Here is a 19,510-nt window from a genome sequence, read left to right on the forward strand (position 1 = left end):
GCTCGACACGACGATGAGCGCGCCGGAGGGGGCACGATGCACAACTCGCTGAGCGTCTTCCGGCGCGACGTCCGCCGCATCGCACGCGTGAGCAAGGCCTGGATCATCATCGTCGGCGTCATCGTCACGCCGTCCCTCTACGCGTGGTTCAACATCATCGCCTTCTGGGATCCGTACTCGAACACGCAGAACGTCTCCGTCGCGATCGTCAACCAGGACGAGGGGGCGACCTCCGACCTCACCGGACACATCGACGTCGGTGGCGAGCTCGTCGGCCAGCTCAAGGAGAACGACCAGCTGGGGTGGGAGTTCGTCGACGAGGACGAGGCCATGGACGCCGTCCGGAGCGGGAAGAGCTACGCGGCGATCATCATCCCCGCGGACTTCAGCCGCGACTTCGTCAGCATCACCACCGGCGACTTCCACCGCCCCGCTCTGCAGTACTTCGTCAACGAGAAGGCGAACGCGATCGCCCCGAAGATCACCGATGTCGGCGCCTCGACCCTCGACACCCAGATCAACAGCACCTTCGTGTCCGTCGTCGCCGAGGCCGTCACCGAGCAGCTGAAGAACGCGGGAGGAGACGCCGAGGCCAGGCTCGGGGATGCACGCGACGGGACGGTCGCGGCCCTCGACGACGCCGTCGGCAAGGTCGACACCGCCCGCCAGCGCATCACGGAGCTGCAGACCGGCCTGACCGGCGCCCAGTCCGGAATCGACAGCGCCGCGGTCGCGCTGCGCGATGTCGACAAGACCCTCGGAGAGGTGCAGAGCGCCGTCGCCCAGGCGCAGAAGATCGCCGCCGAGGCGCAGCAGGAGCTGCTCGCGTTCACCGATGAGGTGACCTCCGCCTACGTCTCCGGCGCCACCCTGCTCGCCGACGCGTCATCGAAGATGAACACCTCGATCGCCACGCTGTCGACGGGCCTGCACAAGGCGAACGTCGCGGTGGGCGGGGCGATCAGCGACCTCTCCGCGGTCATCGACTCCAACGCCAAGGCCCTCGACGAACTCCAGGCTGCGCTCGACGCCACCACCCCGGGATCCGACGCCGCCCAGCGGCTGAGCGAGGCGATCTCCGCCCTGCAGGAGCGCAACACCGCAGACGCGCAGGTGCTCGCACAGCTGAAGCAGCTGAACACCGACGTCTCCTCCACGATCGACTCCGTCACGGCCTCGGCGGATGCCGTCGATGCCGCCGTCGGCACGGCGGCGACCTCGGCCGGCGCCATCAGGGATGCGCTCACGCAGAGCATCCCTCAGCTCAACCACGCGATGTCGGTGCTGTCGTCCAGCGCGGATTCCTTCTCGGCCGCTCTGGGCGCCCAGCGCACCCAGCTGACGCAGGCGCAGGGACTGCTCGCCGGCCTCAAGACCCAGCTCACGTCGACCACCGCGGCACTCACCGCTCTCGACGACAACCTCGCCGCCGCGCAGTCCGGCCTCGGCGGGGTGCGCACCGACATCCTGGCGCTCAGCGCCGCCGACATCTGGAACCGGCTCAGCACGATCAGCGGACTGGACGCCGACCAGATCGCCCGGTTCATGGCCTCACCCGTCGAGGTCGAGGAGAACGTGCTGTTCCCGACGAAGTCATACGGATCGGCCATGGCCGCACTGTTCACCAACCTGTCGCTGTGGATCGGCGCGTTCGTGCTGATGGTCATCATGCGGCTCGAGGTCGACACCGAAGGGGTCGAGGGGGTCTCGGTGCGCCAGGCGTACCTCGGGCGCTGGATGCTGCTGGCGTCGATCGCCGTGTTCCAGGCCGTGCTCGTCTGCGTGGGCAACCTCGTCATCGGCGTGCAGACCGCGAACCCGTTCGCCTTCGTCGGGACCGGCGTGCTGATCGGCCTGGCCTACCTCAGCATCATCTACGCGCTGTCCGTGTGCTTCGGCATCGTCGGCAAGGGCCTGTGCATCCTGCTGGTGATCTTCCAGATCCCTGGCGCATCGGGGCTGTACCCGATCGAGATGATGCCGGACTTCTTCCGCGGGCTGTACCCGTTCCTGCCGTTCACCTACGGCATCGACGCACTGCGCGAGACCATCAGCGGCTTCTACGGCGGCCACTACTGGCGGTTCATGGGAGCGCTGGCCGTCTTCGTCGCACTGGCGTTCGTGCTCGGGCTGTTCCTGCGCCGCCGGCTGGGCAACTTCGCGCTGCTGTTCAACACCCGCCTCGCCGAGAGCCAGCTGTTCGTGAGTGAAGACGTGCAGATCACCGGCCGCCGGCGCACGCCGGAGATCATCCGCGCTCTGACCGACGGCGCCGGCTACCGCGCAGAGGTCGCGCAGCGCGCCCGACGGTTCACCGATCGGTATCCGACGGTGCTGCGCCTCACGCTGATCGTCGGCGTCGGAGGGATGGCCCTTCTCGCCCTCGCCGCGTGGCTCACGCCCGGCGCGAAGGCGACGATGCTCGGCCTGGGCGCGCTGTGGTGCCTGATCCTCATCGCCTTCCTGGTGACGCTGGAGTACGTCAAGCAGAGCATCCATCAGGCCGCCGAGGTGGCCGACCTGCCCGAGACAGACCTGCGCGAAGCTCTCGTCGTCGAGAACGGCCGCGGGGCGCTCCTGCTGGCCGACGCCGTCCCCCACGCGGGCGCCGAGGCCTCACCCGCTCGCACCGCCGTGCTGGAGCGGCCGGATGCCTTCGTCGATGACGCGGCCGACGACACGGCCGTCCTGGAGGAGCTGTTCATCGCCGACGGCATCGATCGCGAGCCCGACGCCGAGGCTCCCGACACCGAGGTGCTCGACGCACCGGCAGAGGCAGACGCCGACGCGGAGCCCCTGCAGACCGAGACGGATGCCGGACCGATCGACGCCGAGAAGACGGACCCGCCGGAGACCGGCCACGACGCGCACGACGGGGAGGACGACAAGTGAAGAACATCCTCAGCGTCTTCCTGTTCGACCTGCGACGGGCGACGAGCAATGTCATGACGGTCATCGTGCTGTTCGGCCTCGTCGTCATCCCCTCGCTGTTCACCTGGTTCAACGTCATCGCGAGCTGGAACCCGTTCGACAACACCAAGAACCTCACCGTCGCCGTCGCGAACACCGATGACGGGTATCAGAGCGATCTCATCCCTCTCCGCATCAACGTCGGCGAGCAGGTGCTGTCGGCGCTGCGGGCGAACGACGATCTGAACTGGGTGATCACCTCGGAGGAGAAGGCGATCGACGGCGCGAAGTCGGGCGAGTACTACGCCGCGATCGTGCTCCCGCCGAGCTTCAGCGCCGACATGATGACGTTCTACTCGAACGGCTCCGAGCGCACCTCGATCGAGTACTACACCAACGAGAAGAAGAACGCCCTGGCCCCGAAGATCACCGAGCAGGGTGCGGGGGAGGTCACGACGAGCATCAACGAGGTGTTCACGGAGACCCTCAGCGAGGCCGCGCTGAACATCATCACGTCGCTCTCCGGCTACCTCGACGACGCCGACACCCAGGCGATGCTGTCCCGGCTGCAGGCCCACGTCAGCCAGGTCGCCGCGCAGCTGCGTTCCGGGTCGGCGACGGCCGACATGTTCACCTCCCTGATCGCTTCGAGCCGGCCGCTGGTCGACAGCGCGTCGGCGCTGGCGACGGCATCCGGTGATGCGCTCCACGACGCCACCGGTGCACTGGGCGGCGGAACGGATGCCGCTCGAACGCTGAAGGACGTCCTCACATCCACCACGGCGTCGCTCGGCGACGCCCTCTCCGGCACGGCCGACAGCTACCAGGCCGTCGCCGACAGCATCGACGACGTGTTCGCGTCGATGAGCACCCAGTCGGGCGACGCCGCCGGGGCCGTCGGCGCCGTCGCGACGCGGGTCCAGACGCAGATCGACCAGTACCAGGCCCTGCGCGACACCCTCGTGAACGACGTCCGTCCGCAGCTGCCTCCGGCGACGCTGGACGAGTTCGACCGCGCCGTATCGCGGATCGAGGCCGCCATCGTCCGGCAGCAGGACCTGCACGACACCCTCGTGCAGACCGCGACGGACATCACCGACACGAACGCCGACGTCCAGGGCCGGCACCAGGAGATCACGGCTCTGATCGCGAGCGCGAAAGCGGCCGTGGAGGATGCGCGGAACGCGTACACGGGCAGCCTGCGGCCGAAGCTCGACGCCCTCGCCGACACCCTCTCGACCATCGGCGGCAGCATCGACTCGATCGAGTCGGATCTCTCCTCCGTGGCCGACTCGCTCTCCGGCTCGGACTCGCTGCGCACGGCGCTGACGAACGCCGAGTCGTTGACGACCGAGATCTCGGGTTCGCTCACCGAGACCGCCGATCGGTTCGACGCTCTCGCCGCCGCGTTGACGAAGGCCATCGACACCGGCGACCTCAGCGAGCTCACCGCGCTGATCGGCGCGGACCCGCATGCGCTCGCCACCCATCTCGCCGAGCCCGTCGAGCTCAAGCGGGTGCCCGTCTACTCGGTCGTGAGCTTCGGCGCCGCCATGACTCCGCTCTACACGACCCTCGCACTGTGGGTCGGAGCACTGCTGATCTCGGTGTCGATCCGCGTCGACCCTCCCCGTGGCGAGGGCTCCGGCCTGCCGGCGCTCTCCCCCACCCAGACGTATCTCGGCCGGTTCGGCATCTTCGCGGTCGTCGGGTTCCTGCAGAGCTCCCTGGTGTGCCTCGGCAGCGTGCTGTTCACTCAGGTGGAGCCGAAGCATCCGTTCCTGCTCATCCTGACCGGCTGGGTGATGTCGCTGGTGTTCACCCTGATCGTCTACACGTTCGTGGTGACGTTCGGGAACGCGGGGAAGGCGCTGGCCGTGCTGATGCTCGTCGTGCAGATCTCCAGTTCCGGTGGCGCCTACCCGCTGCAGGTGCTCCCGCAGTGGTTCCAGAACATCAGCCCGTTCCTTCCCGCGACGCACGCCGTCAACGCGATGCGCTCCGCGATCGCCGGCATCTATCACAACGACTTCTGGGTGTCGCTGGGCTGGCTGTCCGCCTTCATGCTGCCCGCCCTGCTGCTCGGTCTTGTGCTGCGTCTGCCGCTCATCGGCTTCAACCAGAAGCTGCTGCGCGCGCTGGCGTCCACGAAGCTCATGTGAGTCCCTGAGGGCCCCGGCCCTGAGTATGATGCGAGAACGCGTACTGACACGCGTCCTGGGGCTCGTGGGACTGAGTCTCACGACGCCACCCGAAAGAGTTCTCGACGATGACAACCGATTCGCCGGCTGCGGCCGCACCCTCGCGCTCCTCGCTGCCCGTCCGCATCGGGCGCATCGCGTTCCTCGTCCTCGCCGGCGTCGTCGTCATCGCGGTCGCCGCCGCCTTCTTCCTCACGTGGACGATCCAGCGCTCCTTCCCGCAGACCGACGGCGCGGTCGAGCTCACCGGGCTGACGTCCGAGGTCACCGTGCAGCGCGACGAGCGCGGCATCCCCACCATCACGGCGGACACGACGCATGATCTGTTCTACGCCGAGGGATACGTGCACGCGCAGGACCGGTTCTTCGAGATGGACTTCCGCCGCCATGTGACGTCCGGCCGCGTGGCCGAGATGTTCGGGGAGTCCCAGGTGGGCACCGACTCGTTCCTCCGCACCCTCGGCTGGCGCGAGGTCGCCGAAGCCGAGGTCGAGGCGATGGACGACACCACCCGCGGCTACTACGAGTCCTACGCCGATGGGGTCAATGCGTACCTCGCCTCGCGCTCCGGCGCCGAGCTCTCCCTCGAGTACGCGGTCCTCGGTCTGCAGAACGCCGACTACTCGCCCGAGCCGTGGACCCCCGCCGACTCGGTCGCCTGGCTCAAGGCGATGGCGTGGGACCTCCGCACCAACGTCGAGGACGAGACGGAGCGGGCGCTGCTCGCCTCCCAGCTCGCCGACGGATCCGCGACCGACGCGGAAGTGTCGTCGGCGCTCGATCAGCTCTACCCTCCGTATCCCTTCGACGAGAACCCGGTGATCGTGCCCAAGATCTCGACGGTGCCCGCGGTGGGGACGGACGCGGATGCCGTCGCCTACACCTCCGACGGCGCCGACGACGAGGTGCAGCGGGCGAGCACGACGATCGAGTGGCAGCAGGCGTCCGACGTGATCGAGGCCGCCAGCCTCCTCGTCGGCGACGTGGGCGAGGGCATCGGCTCGAACTCGTGGGTGGTGTCGGGCTCCCTCACCGAGAGCGGCCTCCCGCTGCTCTCGAACGACCCCCACCTCGGCTCGGCGCTCCCCTCGGTCTGGTACCAGGTGCAGCTCAAGTGCACCAAGGTCACCGACAGCTGCCCCTTCGACGTCGGCGGCTTCTCGTTCTCCGGACTCCCCGGCATCGTGATCGGGCACAACCAGCAGGTCGCGTGGGGCTTCACCAACCTGACCACGGATGTCACCGACCTGTACATCGAGAAGATCGACGGCGATCAGTACTGGCGTGACGGCGCCCTCGTGCCCCTCGAGGAGCGCACCGAGACGATCAAGGTCGCGGGCGGAGACGACGTCACCCTGAAGATCCGCTCCACCGTGCACGGACCGATCATCTCCGGGCTGGTCGACGACTTCACCGCCCTCGCCGACGACCCCGACCCCGCTCTGAGCGCGGGCGGCGCCGCGGCATCCGCCCCGTCGAGCGAGACCGAGTACGCCGTCAGCCTGCGCTGGACCGCCCTCGACCCCGGCACGGCCTCGACCGCGATCTTCGCCCTCTCGACCGCGAAGGACTTCGGCGACGTCCGCCGTGCGGCATCGCTGTTCGATGTGCCGGCGCAGAACCTCATCTACGCCGACACCGAGGGCAACATCGGCTACCAGGCGCCCGGCCGCCTGCCGATCCGCGGGGCCGGAGACGGATGGATGCCGCAGCCCGGCTGGGACAGCGCCTACGACTGGACCGGGTTCATCCCGTTCGAGGAGCTGCCGGTGTCGTACAACCCGAGCTCGGGGTACATCGTCACGGCCAACAACGCGATCGTCACCGACGACTACGCGCACTTCCTCACCAAGGACTGGGACTACGGCTACCGGGCGGGCCGCATCGCGCATCTGATCGAGCGACGAGCGGCTGAGGGCCCGCTGTCGGCCGCCGACATGCGCGACATCCAGATGGACAACGAGATGTGGATCGCGAAGAGCCTGACGGCCGCGATCGCAGACGTCGACGTGAAGGGAGCGGGTCCGAAGAAGGCGGTGGCCCTGCTGGACGGCTGGGACGCCCAGAACGACGCCACCTCCGCCGCCGCCGCGTACGCGAACGTGCTGTGGTCGAACCTCGTGCAGAACATCTTCGGCGAGCGCGAGCAGCCGCTGCCGATCGACGGCCAGGGGCGCCTGTTCACCGTCGTCGCTGCCCTGCTCGACGACCCCGCGGACCCGCTGTGGACGAACCCTCAGCTGAAGGTCGACGGCATGGACGAGATGCTGGCCCTCTCCGCCGAGGAGGCCTACGACGAGCTCGCCGGGCTGCAGGGCGACGACGTCTCCCGGTGGAACTGGGGCGACCTGCACGCGCTCAGCCTCGCCACCTCCACGTTCGGCTCCTCCGGCATCGCGCCGATCGAATGGCTCTTCAACCGCGGGCCCTACCCCGTCGGCGGCGGAGGGTCCGTCGTGAACGCGACCGGCTGGAAGCTCGGCACCTCCTACGCCACGACCACCGTGCCGTCGATGCGCATGGTCATCGACCTCTCCGACTTCGACTCCTCGACGTGGATCCACCTGACCGGAGCATCCGGCCATGCCTTCGACGCGCACTACACCGACCAGACCGCCGACTGGGCCGCAGGCGTGCAGAAGCCCTGGGCCTTCTCCCCGAAGGCGGTGGATGCCGCGACCGTGAACACCCTCGTGCTCACTCCGGCTGGCTGACCTGCGCCGTTCGGGCGGGGTATCCTTCGGGGCCGGCGCGCGGGTGCGGCTCAGACGGACGCCGCAGCGGAGTCGGATGCGGCGGCGGCACGACGGGCGATGACCCAGGTTCCTGACGCCGCGGCGAGGAAGATCACGGCCAGCATCGCCCACCCCGCGAAGCCGAAGGTGATCGCCGTGGCGTTCACCACGAGGGGGGCCGCGAGCGAGCCGAGCGAGAACCCCATGCCGAAGACGCCCTGGTACGCCCCCGCGCGCTTCGGGTCGGCGAGCTCGAAGCTGAGCCCCCAGCCGCCCGCCTGGGAGAGGATCTCCGCGAACGTGTAGGCGACGGTCGCGGCGACCAGCAGCAGGATCGCCGCCCACGCCGGCACTCCCGCCGCCAGCGCGTAGACGAGGCAGGCGACGACGATCAGGCCGCCCGCGATCAGGGTGACACGGCCGGCGGTGCGCAGGTCGTGGGTTCCGCGCGACGCACGCACCTGGAACATCACCACCAGGACGGTGTTCACGATCAGCAGCGCGGCGAACGTCACCTCTGGGGCGGCGGTCTCGCGAGTGATCCACAGGGGCACGCCGACCTCGAAGACGCCGAACTGCATCGCGAAGACACCCGTCAGGACGGTCAGCGCCAGGTACCGCGGGTTGCGCCAGGGAGAGCGTCGGCTCCAATCCGTGCGCTCGGCGAGGGCGGCGGCCGCGGCATCCGTGTCGATCGAACCGGTGGCGGTGACCGAGGGCTGCGGGGTCGCGCGCGCCGGTGCATCGACCTCGGCCGTCAGGCGCAGCAGCGGCAGAGAACCGACCGCGCACAGCAGTCCCGCCCCCACGATCACGATCCGGTAGGCCTCGGCCGTTCCCAGAGCGAGCGCGAACGCGCCGATCGCCGACCCCACGGCAATCGACACGTTGGTGACGGTGCGCAGCACGGCACGGGCATGCACCCGCCGTTCGGCCTGGAAGCCCCGGGCGATGATCGCCGACCGCGCCGAGTACCCCATCGAGTCGAAAAAGCCGGAGAGCGACGCCAGCAGCAGGGCCGAGGTGAAGTCGCCCGCGAACGCGTAGGCGGCGAGCAGCAGACCGCCGAGAGCCTCGAACACGAAGGTGAGCCGACGGGCGCTCCAGCGGTCGGCCGACCATCCGCCGAGGAAGGACGCCACGACACCGCATCCGCTCGACACCGCGAGGACGATCGCCGCCTCGCCCGCGCTCAGACCGACGATCTGCGTGAAGAAGAGGACGGTGACCGCGAGGAAGACGCCGCGGCCGATGCGAGACACGGCCACCGCCGTGACGAGGGCGCGGAGCACGGGATCGCTGAGGCTGTGGGCGATGCGGGCGGCGAGGCCCTTGGCCCCCTCCTCCGTCTGCGCCTCGTCGGCGTCTGGGCTGGAGGAGGGCACGATTCATCCTCGCACGGAGGGCGGCCGACCCCGCCGTTCCGGCCTGCGCCTTGTACATCTCCCCGTGCGCGGGGAGGGGTCTTCGGGTGCGGGAGCGGCGGCCGAGTCGTCGAGGGCGATCCGCGTCGACTAGCGTGGATGGGTGCCGAATCGCCTTCTCGCTCCTCAGGATGTTCCGGCACTGCTCGCCGAGTTCGAGCACGGCGGCGCGACCCTGATCACCGAGACCTTCGGGACCGGAGAGCGCACCTTCATCCTGCTGCACGGCATCGGCATGGGGCGCAGCGTCTACCTCGACGTGGTGCAGCGGCTGCGCGGGCGGGTCATCGCGGTCGACCTCCCCGGTTTCGGCGAGGCCCCCGAGCCCACGCGCACCCTCACCATGGAACGGCACGCCGATCTCGTCGCCGCCTACCTCCGCCACGCCGACGAAGCTCCGGTCGTCGTCATCGGACACTCGATGGGCAGCCAGATCGCCGCTGAGCTCGCGGCCCGGCATCCGTCCCTCGTGTCCGGCGTGGTGCTGGCGGGTCCGACGGTCGACAGCGCCTCGCGCAGCATCCGCGCCCAGGCCTCGTACCTGCTGCGCGACCTGCTCGGCGAACGGCCCGTCGTGCTCTGGCGCGGCGCCCGCGAGTACCTTCGCGGGGGACCGAACCTGCTGCGGAAGATCCGGGCCACCATCGTGCACGAGCCCGAGAAGGCCTACGCACGCATCGACCGCCCGACCCTCGTGCTGCGCGGCGAGCACGACCCGCTCGCGCCGATGAGCTGGTGCCAGCAGATCCTCACGCACATCCCGGGCGCCGAGCTCGAGGTGATCCCCGACCACGGCCACGGCACGCTCATCAGCGACGCCGGCCCCGCGGCATCCTTCATCCAGCGCTTCGCCGACCGGCTCTGATCCGGCCCTGGTCCAGGCCTGGCGCGGTTCCGATCCGGGTCAATTGCGGTCTGATTCGGGTCTGGTGCGGGTCTATTGCGGCCTGATCCCGGGTCGGTTCCCGGTCTGGTGCGAGTCTGAGACCGGCCTGATCCCGGGTCTGCTCCCGGTTTGGTGCGAGTCTGATTCCGGTCTGGTCCCGGGTCTGGTCCCGGGTCTGAGGCGACCGGGGCGGCGCGGTTCGGCGTTCACAACTCCTCACAAAATGCTCAGGAGAGCCGGATGCCGGGGGTTCTGACCCTGTTCACCTCAATCTGTGAGGAGTTGTGAACGGTTGGCGGCTGTGAGATTCGTCCCGAGAACACTGATCGCCGTAGCCAGCGACCGGCGCACCTGATCCGGAGCGTCCATGATCTCGCTCGCGAGAGGCCTCAAGGTCACGTAGCCGAGCTCTGCCGCAGCCATGTCACGGCGCCGATCCTCGACCTGCTTGTCCCATCCCTCATGGAACTCCTTGCTGTCGCACTCGATGATCAGCCAGCCCTCGACGACGAAGTCGACACGGCCGACACCCGCCAACAGCATCTGCGTCTCAAAGCGCACGCCCAGCGAGCGCAGGATGAGCCGCATGTACGTCTCCGGCCCTGACTCCGCTGACGGATCCACAAGCACGAGCAGGGATCTGTACCGAGACGGCAGCTCCGCGAAGACCTCTTCGAGTTGACGCCGAGTCATCACACCGTGATGCAGCACGCTATCCAGGGTGGCCAGCGCCGCACGAGGGTGCTGACAGCGGATCCCCTCGCGCACCGCATCGAAGACGGATGCGGCGTGCAGAGATCGTTCGCCCCCTCCGGTGTACCAGTGCACACGGGTACGCGAGCTGAGCGGCATCCGAAGGCGTGAGGCCCCATGTGCGACCTGCACGTGCAGTCGGTCGCAACGATGGACGAACACGCCGAAAGTACGGAGCAGTGAAAGGCACGATAGCCGTCCCCCGATCCGCACTGCCTCGATGACATCGTCATTCGTGCTCGGATCCGCGTACCGGTCCCTCCGGATTCGGCAGAGGATTCCGTTCCGCACGGCCGTCGCGATCTGACGTCCGCTCATGCCGTGCTCACGCAGTTCGGCTCGCCTGAAGACGACAGGGGCGTACGCGTTCACGACACGCTCTCTCACGGATGTTCTCGGTCGGATCATCGCTGAAGTCTGGCAACAGCGAAGAGATCGGGGAGCGCCGGTTAGGCGATTGTGAACAAGTTTGCCCCGAGGGCGACTTGGGGAGGAGAAGTGGCATCGATGGGCCGCGTTCACAACTCCTCAAGGATCGTCGCGGCCGGCGGCGGGAGTGGCGGGACTTCCTGCAGGGAGAGAGGTCCGGCAGCGAACTTTGAGGAGTTGTGAACAGACGCGCCGGATCCACATGCACGGATCGGCCGGTGCCGAATCGGCCGGTGCCGGATCGGCCGGTGCCGGATCGGCCGGCCTGCCCGGGAACGGCTACCCGGCGCCGGGTGGGGTCTGCTTCGAGTCGGCGAGCTCGTCGACGACGAGGTGACGCTGGTCGATCGATCCGTTGCGGTACGCCTGGCGACCGACCATGTGCGCCGACAGGGGTGCGGTCGCGAACTGCATCAGCACGATGGGCGCGACGAGCACGAGGCCGAAGAGGATGCCGCCGACGGAGCGCTGCGACAGCGCGATCGCGATGCAGATCAGCAGCAGTCCGAGCACCTGGGGCTTGGTCGCCGCGTGCAACCGCGACGGCACATCGCGGAAGCGGAGGAGACCGACCGCCGCCGACAGGCACAGCAGCGCCCCGAGCAGGATCAGCACGAGGACCGCCACGTCGATGACGGCATCCGGGATCATGAGACCGAACACGTTCATGGTGTCGTGTTGTCCCTTCTCGCGACGAAGCGGGCGACGGCGATGGAGCCGAACACCCCGATCGCGGCGATGATCAGCAGCACGGGGATGCTGCGAGTGTGTCCGTTGATGGCCATCTCAGCGCCGAGCACGCACATCACCTCGGTGAGGAGCACATCCGACGCGACGGCGCGGTCGAGGATCGAGGGGCCTCTGACGATGCGGATGACGGTGAGCACGGCCGCGACGCCGAACACGACCATGATGACTGCGAGCAGGATGCTCATCGCGACGCCTCCGCCCTTTCGTCCTCTTTCAGCGCACGATACTGCGCCGGGTCGCCGAGCGCACGGACGATCCGCTTCTCCCACAGGAGCACGCCGGCCCTCTGCTTCTCGACGTCGGCCATGCTGCGAACGCCGATCACGTGCAGGTAGAGGATGCGGCGGTCGCGATCGGCCTCGACCACGAGAGACCCGGGGACCAGCGATGACGCGACGGCGACGTGCGTCATCATGAGGTCGTCGGAGTAGCGCAGCTGCACGGCGATGATCGCGGTGCCCGGCTGCCGCCGGAAGTCGAACACCTGCACGGCCACGGAGAGCGCGCCCCGCAGCACGGCGAACAGGAACTGCACGCCGAGGGTCACGGCGTACCAGACGTTGATGCGGCCGGAGAGCTCCACCGTCGGCAGCCGGAAGACACGGGTCACGAAGATCGCGACGACGAGACCGGTGACGAACGACAGCAGCGTGAACTGCGCCCACAGCAGCATCCAGAGCACGACGAGCCAGGCGAGGAACGGCAGCTGCACGCCGAGGTCCCGCCAGAAGTGCCGGCCGCTGTCGGGGCTCATCCGTCGACCTCGTCTTCCAGCTGCACGAGGCTCACCGGCTGCAGCAGCGCTTCGCCGATGCGGTCGCAGAGCGCGTAGAGGGGTCCGGCGAACACGGTCAGAGACACCGTGACGGCCACCATCCCCGCCGTCGCCACGGTCATGATCGCGGGGATGCGGCGGCGCTCCTGCTGCTCATCGGCGGCGGGGGCGTTGCCCAGGTGCGAGATGCGGCCCTCGGTCTCGGAGGAGTCCTCCTCCTCGCGCCAGAAGGCGAGGTTCCACGCGCGCATCAGGGCGTAGAGCGTGAGCAGCGAGGTCACGATGCCGCCGACGATCAGCACGATCATGAGCGGGGTCCCCACGGATGCCGCGGCCTCGAACAGCGCGAACTTGCCGATGAACCCGGAGAACGGCGGCAGACCGCCGAGGTTGATCGCGGGGATGAAGTAGAGCACGGCGATCACCGGCGCGACCTTGAGCAGCCCCTTCACCCGCAGGATCGACGTGCTGCCCGCTCGACGCTCGACGAGGCCGACCGCGAGGAACAGGGTCGTCTGCACGATGATGTGGTGGACGATGTAGTACACCGTCGCCCCGATCGCTGCGGGGGTCGCTATCGCGAGTCCGAAGATCATGTACCCGACGTGGCTGACCAGCGTGAACGACAGGATCCTCTTGAGCTCGGCCTGCGCCACCGCACCGAGCACGCCGACGATCATGGTCGCGAGGGCGATGATCAGCAGCAGCGTGTTGATGCTGTTGTCGGCGAACAGCTGCGTCTCGGTGCGGATCAGCGCGTACACGCCGACCTTCGTCAGCAGGCCCGCGAAGACGGCGGTGACCGGGGCGGGCGCCGTCGGGTAGGAGTCGGGGAGCCAGAACGACACGGGGAAGATCGCGGCCTTGATGCCGAAGGCGATCACGAGCATGAGGTGCAGGACGAGCTGCGTCTCCTGCGGGAGCTCCGTCATCCGCTCGGCGATCTGCGCCATGTTCACGGTGCCGAGGGCTCCGTAGATCATCGCGATCGACGCGAGGAAGAGGATCGACGACACGAGCGACACGACGATGTAGACGGCGCCGGTGCGGATGCGCGATTCGGTGCTCCCGAGCGTGATGAGCACGTACGACGCGACGAGCAGGATCTCGAATCCCACGTAGAGGTTGAAGAGGTCGCCGGCGATGAAGGCGTTGAAGATGCCCGCCGCGAGGATCAGGTACGAGGGGTTGAAGATCGAGATCGGGGTCTCTTCTGCGCCGTCGGCGACACCCTGGCCGATCGAGAACAGGAGCACGGCGAGCAGCACGATGCTCGACACCAGCACGAGCAGGGCGGCGAGCCGATCGACGTACAGCACGATGCCGAACGGCACGGGCCACCCGCCCACCGAGACCGCGAGCGGACTGCCCGCATCGACCGCGACGAGCAGGACGGCGGCGATCACCGAGACGACGACGAGGGTCACGACCGTGACGATCGACTGCACGCGGGCGTTGCGTCCGAAGATCAGGGTCACCGCCGCGCCGAGCAGCGGCAGGGCGACGAGGAGGGGGATGAGGGCGGTCACGTGCGGTCTCCCCCATCGTCGGATGCCGTCGGCCGGTCGACCGGGGCCTCATCGTCGATCGCGGGGTGATCGCGCATGTGCAGCACCGTGATCGGGGCGGTCTGCACGCCGACGAAGTCGGTGGTGACGTCGTCGTCGGTGTAGTCGCCCTCGTCGTCGCCCATGAGGTCTTCCTCGGCATCCGTGCGTCCGCGGATGGCGATGTCGTCTTCGTCGTCCTCGACCGTGTCGGCCTGGCCCAGCTGCCAGGAGCGGTAGATCAGGGCGAGCAGGAACGCCGAGACGGCGAAGGTGATGACGATGGCGGTGAGGGTCAGCGCCTGCGGCAGCGGGTCGCTCATCTCCCCCTCCGTGCCGAAGAACGGCGCGTTGCCCGGCACTCCCATGACGATCAGCAGCAGCAGGTTCGTCGCGTTGCCGAGCAGCAGGAAGCCGATGAGCACGCGGGTCAGGCTGCGCTCGAGCATGGCGTAGACACCGCACGCGAACAGCACGGCCATGATGACGATGAGGGTCAGCGAGACATCCATCAGATGTTCACCCCTCTCTCGCGCATCTCCTGCGTCTGCCTGTCGACCTCGGCGCCGAGGCTGCGCAGCACATCGAGCACCAGGCCGATCACCACGAGGTACACGCCGATGTCGAAGATCGTCGAGGTGACGAACTCCATGTGTCCGAGACCGGGGATCTCCCTCTCCCAGAACGTGCTGGTGAGCGGGGAGAGGCCGAAGAACAGCGGCACGACGGCGGTGCCGACGGCCAGCACGAGCCCCGCTCCGAGGAGGCGTCCGGCATCCGTCGGCGCCGCCGCACCCAGCTCCCAGCGCCCGCCGGCGATGTACCGCATCACGAGCGCCATGCCGGCGACGAGGCCTCCGGCGAACCCGCCGCCGGGGAGGTTGTGGCCGGAGAACAGCAGGAAGATCGACACGACGATGATGGTGTGGAACAGCACGCGGACGATGACCTCGAGCAGGATCGACCGGTTCTCCGGTTTCATCTTCGACCCGCTCACGAGCCAGGCGCGCGGGCTGCTGCGGTTCTCGGAGGTCTGGAAGCGCACGCCCTCCGTGGTCTCCACGAGCGGCCGACCCCGCGTCGCCCGCCGCGCGGACCTCGGGAGGGTCTTGGTCGCCGCGAGCAGATCGGCGCGATGCGTGACGAAGACGAGGGATGCGACGCCCGTCGCGGCGAGCACGAGCACGGACAGCTCGCCCATCGTGTCCCATCCGCGGAGGTCGACCAGCGCGACGTTGACCACGTTCTTGCCGTGACCCAGCTCGTAGGCGAGCTTCGGGAACATCTCGGAGATCGGCTCGGCGACCCTGGACTGCGTGGCCACGACGGCGACCAGCGCCATCGTCACGCCCACGCCGATCCCGAGCAGCGCCCGAGGGATGCGGCCGACGGAGGCGTTGTGCTCGCCCATCCGCGCGGGAAGCCTCCGCAGCACCAGCGCGAACGTGACCATCGTCACGGTCTCGACGAGCACCTGCGTGAGGGCGAGATCGGGGGCGCCGCTGGTCGCGAAGAGGGCGACCATGCCCAATCCGGTCACCGAGACGAGGACGACGCCGGTGTAGCGCTTCTGCGCGCGCACGGCGAAGATGCCCGCGACCGCCATGAGCGGGGCGGCGGCGATCTGCGCCGGAGTGTGCCACGCCGAGAGCTGGAACCGGTCGATGTCGCTCGCGAGCAGCGCGGTGACCTCGGCGGCGACGAACACCACGAAGATCGTTCCGACGTAGACCGGCAGCGAGCCCCGCTGGGTCAGGGTCGTGCTGAGCACGGAGAGACGGTCGATGCCGCGCATGGCGAGGTAGTAGGCATCGGCGGCGGTGAACGGCAGCACGCGCGGCTTGCGATCCCAGCCGGTGCGGCGGGTGAGCAGGAACAGGCCGATGCCGAGCAGGATCGTGAGGATCGAGATGCCGAGAGCCGGTTCGAACCCGTGCCAGAGGGCGAGATGGCCCGGTCCTTCGACGGCCTCCCCCGCGTGGTCGAGACCGGGGGCCGCGGTGACGGCGTACCCCTGCAGCGCGACGTCGAGCGCCGGGGCGCCGATGCCGGCGGCGAGGGTGAGCCCGGCGAGGATGATGGGCGCCGCGAGGAAGCCCACGGGCGGATCCGGCCATGCCGTCTCCGGCATCCGATCTCCGCGCTGATCGCGCTTCGTGAAGAACGCGCCCCAGAGGAAGCGCGTGCCATATGCCGCGGTCAGCATGGAGCCGACGGCGATGCCGATGATCGCGACCAGACCCCACGGCGAGCCGCCCTGCGCGTCGTCGAGGAGTGCCGTGAGGGTCGACTCCTTGGCGACGAATCCGATCGTCGGCGCGATGCCGGCCATGGACGCCACCGAGATGAACGCGGTCGCAGCGAGGATCGGCGCCTGTCTGCCCACGCCGGAGAGCTCGGTGATGTCACGGGTGGAGAGCTGGCGGTCGATGATGCCGACGATGAGGAAGAGCGCCGACTTGAACAGCGCATGGCCGATCACCAGGGCGAGGCCGGCGAGGGCCGACGCCTGCGTGCCGTATCCGACGACGACCGCGAAGAAGCCGAGCTGACTCACGGTGCCGAAGGCGAGGATGCGCTTGAGGTCGGTCTCGCGCAGGGCCTGGATGCCGCCGAGAAGCATCGTGAAGACGCCGAGAGAGATGACGATGGGGCGCCACGGCCCGCTGAACGCGAAGATCGGGGCGAACCGGGCGATCAGGTAGATGCCGGCCTTCACCATCGCGGCCGCGTGCAGGTACGCGCTGACCGGCGTCGGGGCCGCCATCGCGCCGGGGAGCCAGAAGTGGAACGGGAACAGCGCCGACTTGCTGATCGCGCCGATCAGCAGCATCACGATCGCGGCATCCACGATCGGTCCGGTCGGCGCCAGGGCGAGGATCTCGCGGATGCTCGAGGTACCGGCGTCGACGACGAGGAGGACAACGCCGACGAACATGACCAGGCCGCCGAGGGTGGTGACCAGCAGCGCCTGCAGGGCGGCGCGTCTGCTGGCCGCGCGGCGCCGGTAGTGGCCGATGAGGAGGTACGAGAGGATGCTCGTCACCTCCCAGAACATCACGAGCATGACGAGGTCGTCGGTGAGGACGAGTCCGTACATCGCGCCGGCGAAGCCGAGCAGGACGCCGGCGAACTGGCCGATCCCCGCGGAGTCGTCGTGGAAGTACCAACGGCAGTAGTAGAGCACCAGGGCGCCGACGCCGGTGACGATGAGGGTCAGGACCCAGCCCAGGACGTCCATGTGCATGGACATGTTCAGCCCGAGCTGCGGGATCCAGGACACGGTCTCGAAAGGCGAGGCGCCCGTGTCGAGGACCTGCGGCGTGAGCACGAGGGCATGGATGAATGCCGCGGCGGGAATGAGCGCGGCGACGATGAACGCGCGCGCGCCGATCCAGCGCACGAGAACGGGCATCAGGAGCGATCCGAGGAGGAACACACCGAGGAGGGTCAACATGATCGTGGCTCCCTCTGGGCTCGTCGGCCTTGCGGCACTGGCGGGCGGGTGTCCGTCCAGTTTACCTGGGCGAAAGGTGTGAGCGTGCGAGAGTTGTCCCATGCGACGCGCCTGGACCCGTGAGCTTCTCGGCTGGTTCGCCGCGCTCGGCGTATCGATCGCCGTCGCCGGGCAGGTCGCGGCATCCGCTCGTTCCGAGCTCCTCTTCCGCGACGGGGACTCGCTGATCGTCGCGATGTTCGCCCGATCCGCCCTCGCCGGAGGACCGCTCGACTGGGCCATGTCGAGCGTGCTGTTCCTCCCGGAGTCGGGCGTGTTCGCCGGTGTCGACGCCCTGCTGCCGCTCGATCTCGACGGTCTTCTCGCCGTGAACGCGGTCGTGAATCTGCTCGCCCTGTACGGCGTGATCCGTCTCACGGCCGGCCGCAGACACGAGGGGAGCGCCCCTGTCGCGTGGTCCCTGGTCGCCCTGTGCGCCTTCGGGGTGCTGGCCGCGACGGAGACCTCGGCGTCGAGGGATGCCCTGGAGCTCGCCTCGCTCCAGCTCACGACGACCTACTACTCCTCGACCGTGGTCGCCCTCATCGCCGTCATCGGTCTGATGCGACGCGCGCTCGATCGCCCCGGGCCCGTCTGCGTCGTCGCGGTCGCTCCGATCGCCGCCGTCGCGACGCTGACGAACCCGCTCTTCGCGGTGTGGGCGACGGTTCCGCTCACGGTGCTCCTGGCGATCGGCTTCTTCCGATCGCGGGCGAGGGGGCGGATGCTGCTCCTGCTCGCCGTACTTGTCGGCGGCACGGCGCTCGGCTTCCTCGCTCGTATTCCGTTCTCGGCATGGATCGCGAACACCGGTGCGGGATACGCGCAGCCGGAGCTGTGGATGCAGTCGATCGGATACTACGGCGGCCTGCTCGGCGACCGCCTGTCGACTCCGCTGGGCCTCCTCGGCGCGCTCGTCACCGCCGCCCTCATCGTGCTCGCCGCGTTCAGGACCGCCCGAGCCTCCACCGACGCGGAGAGGTTCGTCGCGGCGGCGGGATGGATGCTGCCGCTGCTCGTCACGCTCGGTGCGATCGCGCTCGGCACCCACGCGGCGCGGTACCTTCAGCCCATCGCGTTCGCCCCGCTGCTCGCTCTCGTCGCCGCACCTCGCGCCCTGCGCCTGCCGGAGCGTCCCGCGCGCCAGGCGGCCGCCGTCGCCTCGATCGTTCTACTCGTGGCCGGCGGCCTCAGCATCCCTCGGCTTGCCGCGGCCGCGCAGGCGCCCGATCCCGACCTCACCTGCGTGACCGACTGGGTGAACGCCTCGGGACGGACCGGCGCCGGGCAGTTCTGGAGCGTCCGGCTGCCGAAGGCGCACCTCGACGACCCTGCGCAGCTGGTGCAGGTCGACAACAGGCTGAACGCGTACGCCTGGCTGGTGAACCGCACCGACTTCGCGGTGGGCGAGGTCTCGTTCCTCGTCGAGGATGCGCAGAGCGTGCAGTGGGAGCTGCCGACGCCGGCCGTGCCGGAGAGCGTCGTGCCGTGCGGCCGCTACCGCATCCTCGACTACGGCTCCACGACGCTCCCGCTCGGCCCGCCGCACAGCTGAGGCCGAGTCGTCGGCGTCTCGTCTCGGTCGCTCCGCTCCCTCGCTCGAC

At 68.9% G+C, this 19,510-nt stretch carries 13 protein-coding genes; 5 read left to right on the plus strand and 8 right to left on the minus strand.

All coding sequences use genetic code 11. The features are described 5' to 3' along the window. Positions 1-36 precede the first annotated feature (36 nt). The 3 genes from ACFVRO_RS03325 (at position 37) to ACFVRO_RS03335 (ending at position 7,825) form a co-directional block, all read left to right on the plus strand. Entirely contained in the window at positions 37-2,892 is a 2,856-nt protein-coding gene (locus ACFVRO_RS03325; protein ID WP_386949225.1) for a YhgE/Pip family protein, read from the plus strand. After that, positions 2,889-5,072, plus strand: coding sequence for a YhgE/Pip family protein (locus ACFVRO_RS03330; RefSeq protein ID WP_386949228.1), 2,184 nt, complete (start codon positions 2,889-2,891; stop codon positions 5,070-5,072). The genes ACFVRO_RS03325 and ACFVRO_RS03330 overlap by 4 nt, the downstream gene beginning before the upstream one ends. 107 nt (positions 5,073-5,179) lie before the next feature. Beyond that, a complete protein-coding gene (locus tag ACFVRO_RS03335; RefSeq protein WP_386949231.1) occupies positions 5,180-7,825 on the plus strand; it encodes a penicillin acylase family protein in 2,646 nt (881 codons plus the stop codon). A 50-nt stretch (positions 7,826-7,875) separates the two neighbouring features. Here ACFVRO_RS03335 and ACFVRO_RS03340 read toward each other — a convergent pair whose 3' ends face one another. Further along, positions 7,876-9,231: an MFS transporter gene (locus ACFVRO_RS03340; protein ID WP_386949233.1), complete on the minus strand. Its 1,356-nt coding sequence runs from the start codon at positions 9,229-9,231 to the stop codon at positions 7,876-7,878. A 142-nt stretch (positions 9,232-9,373) separates the two neighbouring features. On the opposite strand from ACFVRO_RS03340, the gene ACFVRO_RS03345 reads away from it, so the two are divergent. Next, a complete protein-coding gene (locus tag ACFVRO_RS03345; RefSeq protein ID WP_386949236.1) occupies positions 9,374-10,135 on the plus strand; it encodes an alpha/beta fold hydrolase in 762 nt (253 codons plus the stop codon). 288 nt (positions 10,136-10,423) lie between these two features. Here ACFVRO_RS03345 and ACFVRO_RS03350 read toward each other — a convergent pair whose 3' ends face one another. The 7 genes from ACFVRO_RS03350 to ACFVRO_RS03380 all read right to left on the minus strand — a co-directional run bounded on the left by ACFVRO_RS03350 (position 10,424) and on the right by ACFVRO_RS03380 (position 17,867). Further along, a complete protein-coding gene (locus ACFVRO_RS03350) occupies positions 10,424-10,984 on the minus strand; it encodes an endonuclease domain-containing protein (protein WP_386949239.1) in 561 nt (186 codons plus the stop codon). 633 nt (positions 10,985-11,617) lie between these two features. Then, positions 11,618-12,007, minus strand: a complete 390-nt coding sequence (mnhG, locus tag ACFVRO_RS03355; RefSeq protein ID WP_386949241.1) for a monovalent cation/H(+) antiporter subunit G — start codon at positions 12,005-12,007, stop codon at positions 11,618-11,620. After that, complete coding sequence (locus ACFVRO_RS03360; RefSeq protein ID WP_105673480.1) at positions 12,004-12,273, minus strand: monovalent cation/H+ antiporter complex subunit F; 270 nt, start codon at positions 12,271-12,273, stop codon at positions 12,004-12,006. Before ACFVRO_RS03360 ends, mnhG begins: the two co-directional genes overlap by 4 nt. Beyond that, positions 12,270-12,842 carry a Na+/H+ antiporter subunit E gene (locus tag ACFVRO_RS03365; RefSeq protein WP_105673479.1) on the minus strand — a complete coding sequence of 191 codons (573 nt, stop codon included), beginning with the start codon at positions 12,840-12,842 and terminating at the stop codon, positions 12,270-12,272. Before ACFVRO_RS03365 ends, ACFVRO_RS03360 begins: the two co-directional genes overlap by 4 nt. Beyond that, positions 12,839-14,392, minus strand: coding sequence for a Na+/H+ antiporter subunit D (locus ACFVRO_RS03370; RefSeq protein ID WP_386949244.1), 1,554 nt, complete (start codon positions 14,390-14,392; stop codon positions 12,839-12,841). The genes ACFVRO_RS03365 and ACFVRO_RS03370 overlap by 4 nt, the downstream gene beginning before the upstream one ends. Beyond that, positions 14,389-14,922, minus strand: coding sequence for a Na(+)/H(+) antiporter subunit C (locus ACFVRO_RS03375; protein WP_105673477.1), 534 nt, complete (start codon positions 14,920-14,922; stop codon positions 14,389-14,391). Before ACFVRO_RS03375 ends, ACFVRO_RS03370 begins: the two co-directional genes overlap by 4 nt. After that, positions 14,922-17,867 (minus strand): Na+/H+ antiporter subunit A, encoded by a 2,946-nt coding sequence (locus tag ACFVRO_RS03380; RefSeq protein WP_386949247.1) that lies wholly within the window; start codon positions 17,865-17,867, stop codon positions 14,922-14,924. Before ACFVRO_RS03380 ends, ACFVRO_RS03375 begins: the two co-directional genes overlap by 1 nt. Positions 17,868-17,967: 100 nt before the next feature. Between ACFVRO_RS03380 and ACFVRO_RS03385 the strand changes: the two genes are divergently transcribed. Further along, positions 17,968-19,461, plus strand: a complete 1,494-nt coding sequence (locus ACFVRO_RS03385; RefSeq protein WP_386949250.1) for a hypothetical protein — start codon at positions 17,968-17,970, stop codon at positions 19,459-19,461. Positions 19,462-19,510 lie beyond the last annotated feature (49 nt).

It is taken from the genome of Microbacterium sp. NPDC057944 (assembly GCF_042887445.1).
Classification (GTDB): domain Bacteria; phylum Actinomycetota; class Actinomycetes; order Actinomycetales; family Microbacteriaceae; genus Microbacterium; species Microbacterium natoriense.